Here is a 15,617-nt window from a genome sequence, read left to right as displayed (position 1 = left end):
GTATGTCACACCGAAGAGCGTGCCTGGATGAATGACGATAACGCAGAGAATTTGAGGAGAACATAATAAAAAGGCATGAGTCCGGTTCAATACCGAACTCATACCTTTGCTATTCGTGTCTTTCTTTCGGAGGTCAGATCCACACCTTTATTCAAAGACGGGCCCATCTTCATAATAATAGGAATCCGGGTCTTCATACGTATCCATATCCTCAAAAGCGGCGATGCCGACAAATACGAGGAAGAAAATAAGCAGAATGATTCCGATGAGGCCTGCGGCGATACTTGATGCAGCGTAGAATAATTGCATTTTGATAAATTTCCCGTAGTTCTCCAGCATGCTTTCACCCGCACTGCCGGTCAGGTTTCCGCTTGCCTCTCTTGCTGCTTTTGCCGACCGCATCAGAAATACGCCTGAAATAATGAGCAGGACGCCTGGAATAGCGCCTATGATTGTCATTAAAGCCGACAGGGCAGCCAGCGCACCCATGACGATTAAAAGAATTCCTGTGATTTTGCCCCACTTTGCAATGTCTGAAAGCGATTTGACAGCAGCAGCGCTCAGCTCCCGTTTTTCGCCCTCTGTGCTGTTGTTCTCCTGCTCGGTCACGCTGTTTTCTTCGTGGTGAGTTTCAATATGGTTTTCATCTTTATCAAGACTAATCATGATAGCTCTCTCCCTAATATTTTTAAGTCATATCGCTGGCCGTCCATTTCAGCAATGCCGGGGAATAACCCCCATTCCTTGAAACTGTGCTTTTCAAACAGCTTCAGGCTAGGCTTATTATGTCCGAAAATGAAGGCCATAAGCGAGCGGATGCCAAGCTCCGGCGCGATGCGGAGCGCTTCCTGAAGCAAATGCGTTCCGGCGCCTTTGCCGCGGCATGATTCATGAATGTATATGCTGATCTCGGCTGTTTTATTATAAGCAGGCCTGCCGTAAAATCTTTCGAAGCTGATCCATGCAGCCACGTCCCCGTTTTCATCCTCAGCAACATACAGCGGCCGTTCGTCTGTATGTCCCAAAAACCATGCCATCCGGTCTTCCGGAGTTACCGGTTCAGTATCGGCTGTTACCATTCGCGAGGCAATCGTAGAGTTATAAATCGCTACAACCGCTTCTATATCCTTTTTTTCAGCAAGACGTAAAGTTAAGTTCATACGTATCTTGTTCTCCTCTCAAAAAAATTACATATTTTCTTATCAGCCTGCACAAACTATATCTAAAAAAGTTTTTTATATCGATGTATATATTTTCAGAAAAGTGTTCAGAATGTTGCTGAGGTGATGAAACAATGAGAGAGGAAGAAAAGAAAACTTCTCAAGTCAAAAAACTTCAGCAGTTTTTTCGTAAACGCTGGGTGTTCCCTGCAATTTACTTAGTCAGTGCGGCCGTCATTTTAACAGCTGTCCTTTGGTATCAATCTGTATCAAATGATGAGGTAAAGGATCAGTTAGCTGATAACGGCGGAAGCTCCGCGTATGACAACAACGACGATGCAGTTGAAGTAGGAAAGTCTATGGAAAATGTCGCAATGCCGGTTGTTGATTCTGAAAACGTTTCTGTTGTGAAAAAGTTCTATGAAACTGATGCCGCAAAAGAAGAAAAAGAAGCAGCACTCGTTACCTATAATAACACGTACAGCCTAAGCAAAGGAATTGACTTAGCTGAGAAAGACGGAAAAGATTTCGATGTTTCTGCTTCTCTAAGCGGTACGGTTGTCAAAGCTGAAAAAGATCCAGTGCTGGGATATGTTGTGGAAATTGAACATGCTGATGGTTTATCTACTGTGTATCAATCACTTTCTGAAGTAGGTGTTGAGCAAGGCGACAAGGTGAAGCAAAATCAGGTCATCGGAAAGTCTGGCAAGAACCTTTACAGCGAAGAAAGCGGTAACCACGTACACTTTGAAATCCGTAAAGACGGAGTTGCTATGAACCCGCTGAACTTTATGGACAAGCCGGTTTCTTCTATTGAAAAAGCGGCAGCTGCAGAAGAGAAAGCTGCAACTGAGGAAACAGAAGAATCCATTCAGCAATCATCTGAAAAAAAGGATGGTTCAACTGAAAAAGGAACTGAAGAAAAATCCGGAGACAAAACGGATGATTCAACTGACAAATCAGGTTCCAAAGAAAGCAGCACAACAGAAGACACTGAACAGTCTTAATGAAGAAAACGTCTATCGGTGTGATAGGCGTTTTTTTTTGTTACTTTTTGTTTCACTGTGCCGTCTATGTATTTACATGCACAAGATGCTGCTGGAAAGGAGGCTGTTTAGATGAATCGTCTATTACTTGCGGGCTGGACCTTCTTCATTTTACTCTCTGTCTGCACAGAAAGCTTCAGCGATATGGTGGTGTCGCAGACAGTGACATTTCATTTTCATCCGCATCCTGATCTATACCAATTTTTAGACATGGATTTTGCTCAGCTGACTACGCCTGAAGCTGTAATTCAAAAAATCGGGCACGCGTTTTCTTTCTTCGTGCTGACATATTTGCTGTGGAAACAATGGAACAATATCAAATGGGCCTCGGCCGGAGCATTCATGTTTGCCGTTTTTACAGAAATCATTCAGCTTTTCTTCAGCAGAAACGGCTGCATCCGGGATGTACTCATTGACAGTGTTGGGATTGCCCTGTTTATTGGATTATTTGGTCTCGCAAAACGGAAAAGACATGAGATGTATGAAAAATATTAAAGCCGGCGCTCTTCCATTCAGAGGCCGGCTTTATCTTAGAAATTTTGATCGGTTGGTTTTTTCGTTATTTTATTGATAATCGCTTCATAGATTCGGACGATTAAATCAACGAGCGGGCGAAGAAAATCTGAAAATCTAAAGAACAGGAACCCGATAATGATCGCGACAACAAGACTGCCCAACACATCTACAGGATAGTGATGTCCCACCCAAATTCGTGAAAAACCGGTCAAAAGCCCGAAGATAACGAGCGGCCAGCCGATTTTACGGTTTCTGAAAAGCATTGCAATCGAAATAGCTAGCGCTCCCGTTGTGTGGTCACTCGGAAAAGAAGCATCTGCATCGTGCGGAATCAGCGTATGCACTGTGTGAGCGACGAAAGGGCGTGGTTCAACATAAACTTGTGTAATCAAGAAATTAATCACAAGACCCGCAATTCCTGTAATTCCTGCGTACAGCACGTTCTTTCTGCTTTGTGTGTTCCCGAACAGCCACATCACCAATAAGATAAGCGCATAGGCAACGATCGCGTATTCCGTTATAAAAACCATAATGGAATCGAGAACAGAATTGTGATGAGATAATCCATGGATAGCTTTAAATATTTCGTAATTCAAATAATCACCTTTTACATTTTTATATTAAGTAGACTCATCTTACTCAGAAAAAGTTTCAAATAAAAATAGAGATTGTCTGAAATCATGGCGCTTGAAGAGGATTCGAATGGGTACCACGTTTTCTGGGGGTTTTTTCTGTTCGCAAAAAAAGAGATCCGGAGTGTCCGAATCTCTTAATGATATTACAGCGCTTCAGGTCCTTCTTCGCCGGTGCGGATATTAATCGTATTGCCGATTTCATAGACAAAGATTTTACCGTCACCCGGTGATCCCGTTTTCAGAACCCGCTTAGCGGTCTCAGTTACTTGATCAACAGGAACCTTGCTGACCACGATTTCGATTTTTAACCGTTCATATACATTGCTTTCTATTTTTACCCCTCGATAAAGCTCCGTATGTGCTTTTTGAAGCCCGCAGCCGTGAACATTGGAGAAGGTCAGAGAGGTGACTCCGATTTTTCCGAGTTCCTGCTTCAGCTTTTCAAAATTTGCCGGACGCGTTACAATTTCTACCTTGAACATTTGACCGCTCATAGCGTCACTCCTCACATAGAATCTTGATATGCTTTTTCCCCGTGCATTGTTAAATCAAGCCCGAGTGATTCTTCTTCTTCGGTTGCGCGTAGGGGCAGGAAGAGGCCTACAATTTTAATAATAACGAATGTGACAATAAATACAAAAACATAAGTTGCGGCGATCGCTACAATTTGTTTCCAGATTAAACTTGCATCCCCGTAGAATAAACCATCTGCACCAGCGGAGTTGACTGAAGTTGTTGCGAACAATCCTGTCGCGATGCCGCCCCATGTGCCGCCGATGCCGTGCAGGCCAAAGGCATCAAGCGCGTCATCATATCCGAATTTCTGTTTCAGCGAGAAGACACCCCAGAAGCAAACCGCTCCGCCAATGATGCCAATGATAATAGAAGAAAACGGTGTGACAAACCCGGCCGCCGGCGTAATGGCCACAAGTCCTGCAATCGCTCCTGATACCGCGCCGAGCATCGTCGGTTTTTTGTTGATGATCCATTCCACCAATATCCAGCCGGCAATCCCCGCTGCAGCTGCCGTGTTTGTATTAATAAAGGCGTACATGGCCACATCGTTTAATGTCAGGGCGCTGCCGACGTTAAAACCGAACCAGCCGAACCAAATCAGGGCGCCTCCTAAGAAGGTGTAAATGAGGTTATGCGGAGAAGACGCTGTGCCGTCTTTTCGTTTGCCGAGCACGATGGCCAGAACAAGGCCAGCCACCCCGGAAGAAATATGAACAACGTTTCCGCCTGCGAAATCAAGCGCGCCAAGCTGGCCGATCCAGCCGCCGCCCCATACCCAGTGAGCAACCGGCGTGTAAACCAATGAAACCCATAAAACCGAGAATAAAAGAAAAGCGCCGAATCGCATCCGCTCTGCGAAAGCCCCGGAAATGATGGCAGTTGTCAGAACCGCGAACGTCATTTGGAACATCATAAATAATGAATGGGGAATCGTGTCGCTGTAATCACCCGGATCAAATCCGACCCCCTTCAGACCTGCCCACTCCAGTCCGCCAATCAGTGAGTTGCCTGGAGCAAAGGCAAGTGTATATCCGAATAAAACCCAAACAATGGATACGATGGCGATGGAAGAGAAACTGTGCATTGCTGTACTCAGCACATTTTTGCTTTTTACCATTCCTCCATAAAATAACGCTAACCCCGGGGTCATCAGCCACACGAGTAAAGCGCAAAAGAACATAAATACTGTATCGCCCATTTGCATGTCTCATTCCTCCGTATCTTTCAGAATAAAAGCAATTATTATATTTCTTCATTATAGAGAAAAAAGAATGATAAAACATTTTCATGTTAGATTTCCTAACATGCTTTTTTAGTGTGTGTTATCGATGCGGAAGAGGGAAGAAAAAACGGTATTTACTATACAAGACTTTGTGTCTATAAAATAACTCTAATTTTATGAGAAAAAAGGGAATTGACAAAAAATAGAATGTCGTATACTGTATTAAGTGTATTAGTTGATATAATACACCGAGGAGGATGCGATATGAATAAAGGCAGCAGGCTGCTGAGAGCGTTAAGAAAGTCCATTCCGGCGACATTCCGGTTGTTTTTGGCCTTTAATTTTGTTGTGTACGGCCTGGCGAAAGTGGTCATAGGGCAGTTTGGTGAAGTAAGGCCTGAAATTGAAGCTGCAGCGGGAAAGGGATTTACAATTGCGTGGACATTTTTTGGTTATTCTCATGTCTATGAAGTATTTATAGGCTTTGGAGAAATCATTGCTGCAGTTTTGCTGTTGATTCCAAGAACATCTGCGTTAGGTGCCGTTGTATTTATGCCGATTATTGTGAACATCGTCATGATTAACTATTGTTTTGATATTGGCGTGCAGGATCTCAGTACGATATTAATGATCATGTGTTTGATTCTGCTTTGGATTGACCGCCGCAAATTTATGGGCATGTTTAATCAGCAGCCGATTAACGGCAGGCAGGTGACGAAGCTATGACAACTTTTATGATCGCAGTGCTTGCCGGTATGTTTGTATGCACCACCTTTTATTTTTATATAAAAGAAAAATCGTGAGATAAGTGCTTCTCCTGAGAACTTCACAAGCGTCATGCAAGAATTCATGTGAAGTGAAGAGTAAAATATGGGATGTGAGAAACACTAACCAGCATCAGGAGGAAACGCAAAATGAACACACTTACCATTGATTTTCAAAACACAGCATTGGTTATCATTGATCTGCAAAAAGGAATTGTGCCAATAGACAAAAGCGGACAGGTTGTCCCGAATGCGAAAAAACTTGTTGACGAATTCCGAAAGCATAACGGCTTTATCAGCTTTGTGAATGTAGCCTTCCATGACGGAGCAGATGCGCTAAAGCCGGAAACGGATGAACAGGCGCAGGAAGGTTCAGGTGAAATGCCGGCGGACTGGGCGGAATTTGTTCCGGAAATCGGTGTGCAGGACGGAGATTACACAGTGACCAAACGCCAGTGGGGCGCGTTTTTCGGCACGGACTTAGATTTGCAGCTGAGACGCCGAGGCATTGATACCATTGTACTATGCGGCATTGCCACGAATATCGGAGTGGAAAGTACGGCTCGCGAGGCCTTTCAGCTTGGCTATCAGCAGATTTTTATTACTGACGCGATGTCCACGTTCAGTGAGGAAGAGCATGAAGCGACACTGCGCTTTATTTTCCCGAGAATCGGCAAATCGCGGACAACAGAAGAATTTTTATCACAAGTGAAATGAAAATATCAAAAAAGAGCCGTGCTGTCTTTTTAACAGCGGTAGCTTCAGGAACGATGCTGAATCCGCTGAACTCGTCTATGATTTCTCTGGCGCTCCACAGCATCCAGCATGAGTTTCACCTGTCATTTACGACGGTTTCCTGGCTGATCTCCTCTTTCTATTTGGCGAGTGCTGTGGCCCAGCCTGTGACGGGAAAGCTTGGCGATTTGATTGGGCGGAAAAGGTTGTTTTTATTCGGGCTTATTCTTGTGGCGGTTTCCGCCATCGGGGCGCCGCTTGCGCCAACCTTTATGACATTATTGGTCATGCGGTTGTTTCAATCGGTGGGGAGCAGTGCGATTTATCCGTCGGGAGTCGGGCTGATACGAAACCACATACATGAGCGCCAGGCTTCAGCCATGGCGGTTCTGTCCATATTTGCATCTGCAATGACGGCGCTGGGGCCGACAGTCGGCGGTTTTTTGATTGTCTGGGGCGGCTGGCCGGCAATTTTTATCGTCAATCTGCCGTTTATTATCCTCAGCTTCCTGTTAGGGATGTATATGTTCCCAAAGGATCAGAAAAAAGGGGTGGGGATCAGAGCGGTTATCCGGCAGCTAGATGTTCCGGGAATCCTTTTGTTTGCCGGCGGGATCATTTTGCTCCTGTCCTTTTTGCTTTCGTTCAGCACATCCCCACATATGTCAGAAGGTGTGATTGGTGTCATTCTGCTTGCCGCATTTGTCTGGCGTGAGCTGAAAACGGAGAAGCCGTTTATTGATGTCCGTCTGTTTAAAACGCAGCGAAGTCTGTCAGCGGTATACGTTCAGTTTATTTTACTCAATGTATTCTTCTACTGTTTATTTTTCGGGCTGCCGAGTTATTTTCAAGATGAAATGCATCTTTCTGTCCAAACGAGCGGTCTGTTTATGCTGTTCATGTCGGGTATGAGCATCGCTATATCGCCCATTACAGGCAAGTGGATTGATCGATCGGGAGTCATTAAGCCGATTTTAGCGGGATCGCTTCTGATGACCGCGGGCGCTGTGCTATTAACGGTCTTTTTTATCAGCGTTCCGGTTATCGGGAAAGGCTTGATCCTGTCGCTGCTCGGCATCGGTTACGGACTTGGAAACGTAGCGCTTCAGGCAGCGATGCTGAAAACGAGCCCTTCAGACATGGTGGGAACTACCTCAGGCCTGTTCCAAACGTGCCGTTACCTTGGTTCGATTTTGTCATCGGTGATTCTGGGCCTTCTGTTCGGTAAAGAGATTACAGCGGCTCATTTTGATATCATGGGAATGATCCTTATTGCTGTAGGCGGATTGAGTTTGTTTATGGCTTTGAGATTCACCGCCTTAATGAAAACAAGATCATGAGAAAAGAGACAGATATACGAGTCTGTCTCTTTTTCTTGTTTAGGATGCTCAAAAATGAATAAAAGGTTTGTGTATCATAGCCAATGTATTTGTCTGACTTTTCAGTTATATTAAGTCACATGTGATGTTAGAAAACTATACATATGACGGAAGATAGACAAGCTGAAAGGGGAGCCGGCTATGGAATTAAAAGAGGGTCATCTGCAATCAAACAGGCTGAGCAATGAGGATCTGCTGCCTTTAGGACAGGAAAAACGCACGTGGAAAGCAATGAACTTCGCCTCCATTTGGATGGGATGCATACATAATATACCGACCTACGCGACAGTGGGCGGATTAATTGCGATTGGGCTTTCACCGTGGCAGGTGCTGGCGATCATTATTACGGCCTCGCTTATTTTGTTTGGCGCACTCGCTTTAAACGGGCATGCAGGGACAAAATACGGGCTGCCATTTCCTGTGATTATCCGGGCTTCTTACGGAATTTACGGCGCGAACATTCCGGCGCTTCTGAGGGCTTTTACAGCCATTATGTGGCTTGGTATTCAAACCTTTGCCGGGAGCACGGCGCTGAACATTTTGCTGTTAAATATGTGGCCCGGCTGGGGAGAGATTGGCGGGGAATGGAATATTCTAGGTATCCACTTGTCTGGTTTCCTCTCTTTCGTATTCTTTTGGGCTGTGCACTTACTTGTATTGCATCATGGTATGGAATCGATTAAGCGTTTCGAGGTATGGGCAGGTCCTTTAGTTTATGTGGTGTTTGGCGGCATGGTATGGTGGGCGGTCGATATAGCCGGAGGACTCGGGCCGATCTATTCGCAGACTGGGAAATTTCACACGTTTTCAGAAACGTTTTGGCCGTTTGCTGCCGGAGTCACCGGCATTATAGGTATCTGGGCGACGTTAATTTTAAACATACCTGATTTTACACGGTTTGCGGAAACGCAAAAAGAGCAGATTAAAGGCCAGTTTTACGGCTTGCCGGGAACCTTCGCGTTATTTGCGTTTGCCAGTATTACGGTGACCTCCGGTTCACAGGTTGCTTTCGGCGAGCCGATTTGGGACGTGGTTGATATTTTGGCCAGGTTTGATAATCCTTATGTCATCGTATTATCTGTGATTACGCTCTGTATTGCCACCATTTCAGTTAATGTCGCAGCAAACATCGTGTCTCCCGCTTATGATATTGCGAATGCTTTGCCGAAATATATTAATTTTAAACGAGGCAGCTTTATCACAGCCCTGCTCGCTTTATTTACGGTTCCGTGGAAGCTCATGGAGAGCGCAACCAGTGTTTATGCGTTTCTCGGTTTAATCGGCGGCATGCTCGGTCCGGTGGCAGGCGTCATGATGGCTGATTACTTTATCATTCGCAAGCGGGAGCTCTCGGTTGATGACCTATATTCCGAAACCGGACGGTATGTGTATTTTAAAGGCTATAACTACCGGGCATTCGCGGCCACGCTTTTAGGCGCACTCATCTCATTAATCGGGATGTATGTCCCCGCATTAAAGGGCTTATATGACATCTCATGGTTTGTAGGTGTACTGACATCATTTCTTGTCTATATTGCTCTGATGCGGATTCACCCGCCGGTATCATCTGCTGTCGGAAAGTATGATTCTGAACAGGTGCTTCGTGCGGAATAAGCGTTTTCTGCAGTGGAATGGATTTGAGATGGTTTTCCATAAATGGATAACCTATAATGATAGAAGAAAGTCCATTCTAAATAGAAATGAGAATCCCATATGAAGCTACCATTTTTTATTTCTGCTGCAGTTGTTTTAACTGTTGTGATCATCGCTTTAATCTATGATAAGACGGCAGCAAATGAACATGAATCAGTGAACTGCTTATATGTTTCTCCTAACGGCAATGATCAAAATGAAGGGACGAAAACTAAGCCATTTCGTACACTGGCGCACGCCGCTAAGGAAGCTGTTGCCGGAACAACCGTATTAATCCGTGAAGGCACGTATGATGAACCGCTTGAAGTGAAGCATAGCGGCACGGACGGGAAGCCTGTCACGTTTCGAAACTATCAGAACGAAAAAGCAGTGATTACCGGGTTATCTATTACGAGCGCAAAATATGAAACGCCGTTAATCGGCATAGACAATAAACATTACATCACCATCAGCGGTTTAACGATTGAGAATCTCTCTGTTTCATCTGAAGAAGCAACCGCCATGGGAATTTATGTGACTGGCTCCAGCAGCCATATCACGATTAAGGGTAATCATGTTCGGAATATAAAAACAACGGCAGATGAGGGCAATGCCCACGGAATTGCAGTGTATGGAACGGGAAGCATGAAAGACATTAAAATCATGGATAATACCGTTGAAAAGCTGACACTCGGAGCGAGTGAAGCGGTTGTGCTAAACGGAAACATTGACGGCTTTACAATTGCGGGAAATTTGGTCCGTGATAATAACAATATTGGCATCGATCTTATCGGATATGAAGGAACGGCAGATCAAAACGATTATGTGAGGAACGGCATCGTAGAAAACAATACTGTCTATCATCATTCAACTTTCGGAAATCCGGCTTATGGAGATGAGTACTCAGCGGGCGGAATCTATGTCGACGGAGGACGCAGTATTGACATCAGGAAAAACACGGTATACAGAAACGATATCGGTATTGAAGCAACCTCTGAGCACAAAGGGAAATATGCTGAGGATATAAAGATTACCGACAACAAGGTGTACCAGAATGCGTACACGGGGATTTCAATCGGCGGATACGACAAGGAGCGTGGCGGCACCGCCGGTTCTGTGATTGCTCACAACATGATGTTCCGAAACGACACAAAAGGGCTGTATGGCGGTCAGCTATTGCTGCAGCATGATACAAAAAACAACATAATAGAAAAAAATATTATGACGGCAAGTGACTCTAGGCTGTTTATTGCCAACGAATTTAAAACCAATGAAGGAAATACAGTCAATCATAACGTTTACCATAAGGAAGCAGATAAAGACGGCTTATGGATGTGGAAAAAGACAGAATACGACTCATTTCCGTCCTATCAAAAAGCAACGAAAAACGATGTTGGCTCTCTCTATGCAGATCCGATGTATCGCGACGAAGAGTCTTTTGATTTTACATTAGATCCGGATTCACCTGCGCGTCCGATTATTGAATCATGAACAAGCGGCATTCTATTCCGTTAAACGGAGCAGAATGCCGTTTTTTATGCAAAAAAAGACTGCCGGCAAATTCCGGCAGTCTGACTAGCTATTCTGCAATCGACACTTTTCCTTCAGGTTCGGCTACAGCAGGTTTTTTCTGGCTCCATGCATAGAGAAGAAGAGAAATCAGAACGAATAGACCCGCTGATAAGTAAATAGATGAGAAGCCTGCGGAAGCAACGAATAATCCGAACACATACGATCCTGCGGCAATTCCGCTGTCAAAGAACGTAAAGAACGTTGCTGTCGCAAACCCTGAACGGTGTGCCGGTGAATTTTGTATCGCCAGCGTTTGCATGCATGGCACGATTGAGCCGTATCCAAGTCCGATCACAGCTCCGGATAATAGAAGCATCAAGCTGCTGTGCGTAAAGGCAAGCATGCAAAGTCCGACAGAGAAAATCAGGATTGAAGGGTAAATCACTATCCCCGCTCCGACTTTATCGAACAGTTTGCCTGTAAACGGTCGCGCAACCATCATCGTAACAGCAAAGCAAACAAAGAAGTAGCCGCTGACATTTAATAGATCAATAGACTTAGCAAAAACGGACAAAAATGCTGTAACTGTTGAATAACAGAATGATATAAACAGCCCTACAATCGCAATCTTAAGCGCGCCTTTTTCAAACATATCCGAAAGAGAGAAACGGAATACAGTCGTTCCGCTGCTGAGGCTGTTTGGCACTTTAATGAGTAATGTAACAAACAGCCCGACAATCATAAACACCGCAAAAATTGTAAAGAAGACAGAGAAAGGAACAATTTTCACTAGGCTCAATCCGAGAAACGGACCGATAGCCATTGCGAGGTTCATAGACATGGCAAAGTATCCAAGCCCTTCGCCGCGGCGTTTAACTGGAATGATATCGGCTGCGATCGCGCCGGTTACAGTGGTTAAAATACTGAACCAGATTCCTTGGAAGAACCGCAATCCAAGCAGCAAATAGAAGTTATGAATCGGCAGGTAAAGAAAAGACGAAAGGGCAAAAATCGCCATCGATACAATCGCCATCCTCTTTTTCCCAAACCGTTCTATAATAGCCCCTGAAAAAGGACGAGTGAAAATGGCGGATAACAGGAACAGACTGATCAACAGCCCTCCCTGAGATTCAGTACCGCCAAGCTCCTGCATCATATAGATAGGCAGAACAGTCAAAAATGTATAAAAGAACACAAAAACAAACAAGTTCACGAGAACGACCATAATGAAATCTTTGGTCCAAATTGGTTCAGGCTTTTTCAAATGTATGTCACTTCCTTATTTTCAATGTTGTAAAAACAAACGAAATAGAAGAGAAAACGCTTCTTTATCTTCATCACGGAAATCTGCGAGCAGTTCTTCCTCAAATTTAAGCATTTTCACATTGATTTCTTCGTATTTCTTCTCTGCTTCTTTTGTGAGGACAACGAGTTTTTCCCGTTTGTCTTCACCTTGCCGTCTCTGTACCCAGCCGTTTTCTTCAAGGCGTTTGATCGTCCGGGTTACGGTCGGGGCTTCCACATTTAAATAGGACCAAATCTCCTTTTGAGTCATTGGTCCGATCGTACGCAAACAATATAAAACTGACCATTGAGATGAGTAAAGGCCGAATGGCTCCAGCTGTTCATTGGCTTTTTTGGCAATCAGGCGGGCGCTTTGGTTGATTTGATGAATGAGGTGTCTGTTGACGTAGGTCATTTCGGTCTCCTTCTAAAAAACTTACCTAAGTAACTAATTGCTTTTTCATTTTACAGGAGCGATGAACGGATGTAAAGATAAAAGTTTAGTGACGCGAAATAGTTAGCGGAAGCCGAAAAATTCGTTTCACCCCTTGTCCTTATTGAGTTTTTAGCATATTCCCAAAAGAATGCTAATACACTGTTACAAACCTAACAAAGAGAGTGTTTGAGGTGAGGGATCGTGGGCATATTTCACAAACTTACTTGTAAAATCATACAACAAAGAAGCTGCATAATGAATGACTCTTTACAGAATACGGATCTCATTTCACACTTCTCACATCCATTTTAGGGAGGTCGAGTGGTGTGCACGATTACATCAAAGAGCGAACAATCAAGATAGGAAAGTACATCGTGGAGACAAAGAAAACCGTTCGTGTCATTGCGAAGGAATTTGGTGTTTCCAAAAGTACAGTACACAAGGATTTAACAGAGCGTCTGCCTGAAATCAATCCTGACTTGGCAAACGAAGTGAAAGAAATACTCGATTATCATAAATCCATCAGGCATTTACGAGGAGGAGAAGCAACAAAACTCAAGTATAAAAAGGATGAAATTCTCGAAGGAGAGCCCGTTCGCCAGCCATAATCACCCAGGGCAAATCAGCCTGCATTGTCTTCCGGAAATCGTTTGTAGATCATCCGCAAAAATTTGTAAAGAACTTAATGTGCTTCCAACTTTTTTTCTATATTTTATGATAATATATATAATTAGGGCACAATGTGGATATTTACTGTGAAACAGATTTTCAAGGAGGATATAAATAGATGTTTGCAAGGGATATTGGTATTGACCTCGGTACTGCAAATGTACTGATCCATGTTAAAGGTAAAGGAATTGTTCTGAATGAACCTTCCGTAGTTGCACTTGATAAAAACAGCGGCAAAGTGCTGGCGGTTGGCGAAGAGGCAAGACGAATGGTTGGACGTACACCTGGGAATATTGTTGCGATTCGCCCGCTGAAAGACGGAGTTATTGCTGACTTTGAAGTAACAGAAGCAATGCTGAAACATTTTATTAACAAGCTGAACGTAAAAGGCCTGTTCTCAAAACCGCGCATGCTTATTTGCTGCCCGACGAATATTACATCAGTTGAGCAAAAAGCCATCAAAGAAGCTGCTGAAAAAAGCGGCGGTAAACATGTGTACCTTGAAGAAGAACCGAAAGTTGCCGCTATTGGCGCGGGTATGGAAATATTCCAGCCGAGCGGTAACATGGTTGTAGACATCGGAGGCGGGACGACGGATATCGCAGTCATCTCAATGGGCGATATTGTCACCTCCTCTTCTATTAAAATGGCTGGGGACAAGTTTGACATGGAAATCTTAAATTACATCAAACGCGAGTACAAGCTGCTGATCGGCGAACGTACTGCGGAAGATATTAAGATTAAAGTCGCAACAGTTTTCCCAGACGCACGTCACGAAGAAATTTCCATTCGCGGACGGGACATGGTTTCCGGTCTTCCAAGAACAATTACAGTAAACAGCAAAGAAGTAGAAGAAGCCCTTCGTGAATCTGTAGCTGTTATTGTGCAGGCTGCGAAACAAGTGCTTGAAAGAACACCGCCTGAACTGTCCGCTGATATCATTGATCGCGGCGTTATCATTACCGGCGGAGGCGCGCTCTTAAACGGCCTCGACCAGCTGCTCGCTGAAGAGCTGAAGGTTCCGGTGCTTGTCGCTGAAAATCCAATGGATTGTGTGGCAGTCGGAACAGGTGTTATGCTTGATAATATGGACAAGCTTCCTAAACGCAAACTAAGCTGATCACTCAAACCTCATTCTGAAAAAGAATGGGGTTTTTTTATGAAAACTCTTCACGAATTGATGGGAAATGCCGATAATAGGATAAAATACTGATTTATATTATAGAACGAATGTTCCTATGTGACAACTGGAAAAAATGCCATTTTAGAGGTGGAAAACTTGTTAAAAGGATTATATACCGCAACATCCGCAATGATTGCCCAAGAGCGCAGAACGGAAATGCTTTCTAATAATATCGCAAACGCAAATACATCCGGATATAAAGCAGACCAAGGCTCGCTGCGCGCGTTCCCTGAGATGCTTCTTAGCAGAATTGAATCAAAATCTCCGGCTGGCACATCGAAAACAGAAATCGGTTCCGTTAATACCGGTGTCTATATGCAGGAGCTTAAGCCTCTTTTTACACAGGGAAGCCTCAAGTCGACGGATCAGCCTACAGACATCACATTGGTTGAAAATCAAGTTCCGGTTCATGCGGAAACAAATGAAAGTGCCGCCCTTTTTTATCCGGTTCAAACGGAGAATGGGGTCCGTTATTCAAAAAGCAGCACGTTTTCTTTAAATGAGAATAATCAGCTGACGATTAACGGAAATACCATTTTATCAACGACAGGACAGCCGATTACGGTCGAAAATGAAAATTTCACCGTGTCTGAAAACGGTACTGTTACTGCGAACGGACGAACAGCCGGACAGATTGATGTCAGAATGGCAGAGGATGTCAGAAATCTAAAAAAAGATGGCAATGATTTGTACAGCACGGCTGACGGAAATGACCTGCCGAGCGCGGCTGGCAATAACCAAGTATCTTATTCATTAAAACAAGGCGTTTCTGAGCTTTCGAATGTTGATGTGACGAGCGCCTATACAGAAATGACTGAAGCGTACAGATCGTTTGAAGCAAACCAGAAGGTCATTCAAGCTTATGACAAAAGTATGGACAAAGCAGCCAATGAAATCGGAAAAATATAAGATAAAGGAAGAAAAAACG

Annotated in this window: 18 protein-coding genes; 11 read left to right on the top strand and 7 right to left on the bottom strand. The window is 44.2% G+C overall.

All coding sequences use genetic code 11. The features are described from left to right. Nucleotides 1-147: 147 nt before the first annotated feature. The gene (locus NST16_RS20230; RefSeq protein WP_268446912.1) at nt 148-666 is read right to left on the bottom strand and encodes a DUF5362 family protein; all 519 of its coding nucleotides are present in this window, start codon (nt 664-666) and stop codon (nt 148-150) included. Further along, the gene (locus NST16_RS20225; protein ID WP_227598587.1) at nt 663-1,160 is read right to left on the bottom strand and encodes a GNAT family N-acetyltransferase; all 498 of its coding nucleotides are present in this window, start codon (nt 1,158-1,160) and stop codon (nt 663-665) included. Before NST16_RS20225 ends, NST16_RS20230 begins: the two co-directional genes overlap by 4 nt. 134 nt (nt 1,161-1,294) lie before the next feature. Between NST16_RS20225 and spoIIQ the strand changes: the two genes are divergently transcribed. After that, nucleotides 1,295-2,167: a stage II sporulation protein spoIIQ gene (spoIIQ, locus tag NST16_RS20220; protein ID WP_010332192.1), complete on the top strand. Its 873-nt coding sequence runs from the start codon at nt 1,295-1,297 to the stop codon at nt 2,165-2,167. Nucleotides 2,168-2,278: 111 nt separating this feature from the next. Beyond that, the gene (locus NST16_RS20215) at nt 2,279-2,701 is read left to right on the top strand and encodes a VanZ family protein (protein ID WP_010332191.1); all 423 of its coding nucleotides are present in this window, start codon (nt 2,279-2,281) and stop codon (nt 2,699-2,701) included. 35 nt (nt 2,702-2,736) lie between these two features. On the opposite strand, the gene bcrC is transcribed toward NST16_RS20215, so the two are convergent. From bcrC to amtB, 3 genes are all read right to left on the bottom strand, one after another. Further along, nucleotides 2,737-3,318, bottom strand: coding sequence for an undecaprenyl-diphosphate phosphatase BcrC (bcrC, locus tag NST16_RS20210; protein WP_229149818.1), 582 nt, complete (start codon nt 3,316-3,318; stop codon nt 2,737-2,739). A 182-nt stretch (nt 3,319-3,500) separates the two neighbouring features. Beyond that, nucleotides 3,501-3,851 carry a P-II family nitrogen regulator gene (locus tag NST16_RS20205; RefSeq protein WP_010332189.1) on the bottom strand — a complete coding sequence of 117 codons (351 nt, stop codon included), beginning with the start codon at nt 3,849-3,851 and terminating at the stop codon, nt 3,501-3,503. 11 nt (nt 3,852-3,862) lie between these two features. Then, nucleotides 3,863-5,077: an ammonium transporter AmtB gene (amtB, locus tag NST16_RS20200; protein WP_010332188.1), complete on the bottom strand. Its 1,215-nt coding sequence runs from the start codon at nt 5,075-5,077 to the stop codon at nt 3,863-3,865. 282 nt (nt 5,078-5,359) lie between these two features. Between amtB and NST16_RS20195 the strand changes: the two genes are divergently transcribed. The 5 genes from NST16_RS20195 (at nt 5,360) to NST16_RS20175 (ending at nt 11,096) form a co-directional block, all read left to right on the top strand. Further along, nucleotides 5,360-5,821, top strand: coding sequence for a hypothetical protein (locus NST16_RS20195; protein WP_010332187.1), 462 nt, complete (start codon nt 5,360-5,362; stop codon nt 5,819-5,821). Nucleotides 5,822-6,009: 188 nt separating this feature from the next. Continuing rightward, complete coding sequence (locus tag NST16_RS20190; RefSeq protein ID WP_168748950.1) at nt 6,010-6,576, top strand: hydrolase; 567 nt, start codon at nt 6,010-6,012, stop codon at nt 6,574-6,576. Continuing rightward, entirely contained in the window at nt 6,573-7,934 is a 1,362-nt protein-coding gene (locus NST16_RS20185; protein WP_229149817.1) for an MFS transporter, read from the top strand. Before NST16_RS20190 ends, NST16_RS20185 begins: the two co-directional genes overlap by 4 nt. A gap of 180 nt (nt 7,935-8,114) precedes the next feature. After that, the gene (gene pucI, locus NST16_RS20180) at nt 8,115-9,587 is read left to right on the top strand and encodes an allantoin permease (RefSeq protein WP_268446920.1); all 1,473 of its coding nucleotides are present in this window, start codon (nt 8,115-8,117) and stop codon (nt 9,585-9,587) included. Nucleotides 9,588-9,686: 99 nt separating this feature from the next. Next, nucleotides 9,687-11,096, top strand: coding sequence for a right-handed parallel beta-helix repeat-containing protein (locus NST16_RS20175; protein WP_340888514.1), 1,410 nt, complete (start codon nt 9,687-9,689; stop codon nt 11,094-11,096). A gap of 88 nt (nt 11,097-11,184) precedes the next feature. Here NST16_RS20175 and NST16_RS20170 read toward each other — a convergent pair whose 3' ends face one another. Together NST16_RS20170 and NST16_RS20165 are read right to left on the bottom strand one after the other, a co-directional pair. Continuing rightward, entirely contained in the window at nt 11,185-12,381 is a 1,197-nt protein-coding gene (locus NST16_RS20170; protein ID WP_268448146.1) for an MFS transporter, read from the bottom strand. 21 nt (nt 12,382-12,402) lie between these two features. After that, the gene (locus NST16_RS20165) at nt 12,403-12,816 is read right to left on the bottom strand and encodes a MarR family winged helix-turn-helix transcriptional regulator (protein WP_340888511.1); all 414 of its coding nucleotides are present in this window, start codon (nt 12,814-12,816) and stop codon (nt 12,403-12,405) included. A gap of 222 nt (nt 12,817-13,038) precedes the next feature. On the opposite strand from NST16_RS20165, the gene NST16_RS20160 reads away from it, so the two are divergent. From NST16_RS20160 to NST16_RS20145, 4 genes are all read left to right on the top strand, one after another. Next, complete coding sequence (locus NST16_RS20160; RefSeq protein ID WP_081720816.1) at nt 13,039-13,149, top strand: protein usd; 111 nt, start codon at nt 13,039-13,041, stop codon at nt 13,147-13,149. A 14-nt stretch (nt 13,150-13,163) separates the two neighbouring features. Further along, nucleotides 13,164-13,445, top strand: a complete 282-nt coding sequence (gene spoIIID, locus NST16_RS20155) for a sporulation transcriptional regulator SpoIIID (RefSeq protein ID WP_010332180.1) — start codon at nt 13,164-13,166, stop codon at nt 13,443-13,445. A gap of 179 nt (nt 13,446-13,624) precedes the next feature. After that, nucleotides 13,625-14,626 (top strand): cell shape-determining protein Mbl, encoded by a 1,002-nt coding sequence (gene mbl / locus NST16_RS20150; protein ID WP_010332179.1) that lies wholly within the window; start codon nt 13,625-13,627, stop codon nt 14,624-14,626. A gap of 159 nt (nt 14,627-14,785) precedes the next feature. Beyond that, complete coding sequence (locus tag NST16_RS20145; protein ID WP_340888510.1) at nt 14,786-15,598, top strand: flagellar hook-basal body protein; 813 nt, start codon at nt 14,786-14,788, stop codon at nt 15,596-15,598. The last annotated feature ends 19 nt before the right edge of the window (nt 15,599-15,617 follow it).

The organism is Bacillus sp. FSL K6-1005 (assembly GCF_038000225.1).
Classification (GTDB): Bacteria; Bacillota; Bacilli; order Bacillales; family Bacillaceae; genus Bacillus; species Bacillus mojavensis.
The sequence above is the reverse complement of the archived record's forward strand: the minus strand, read 5'-3'. Positions and strand labels throughout refer to the sequence as shown.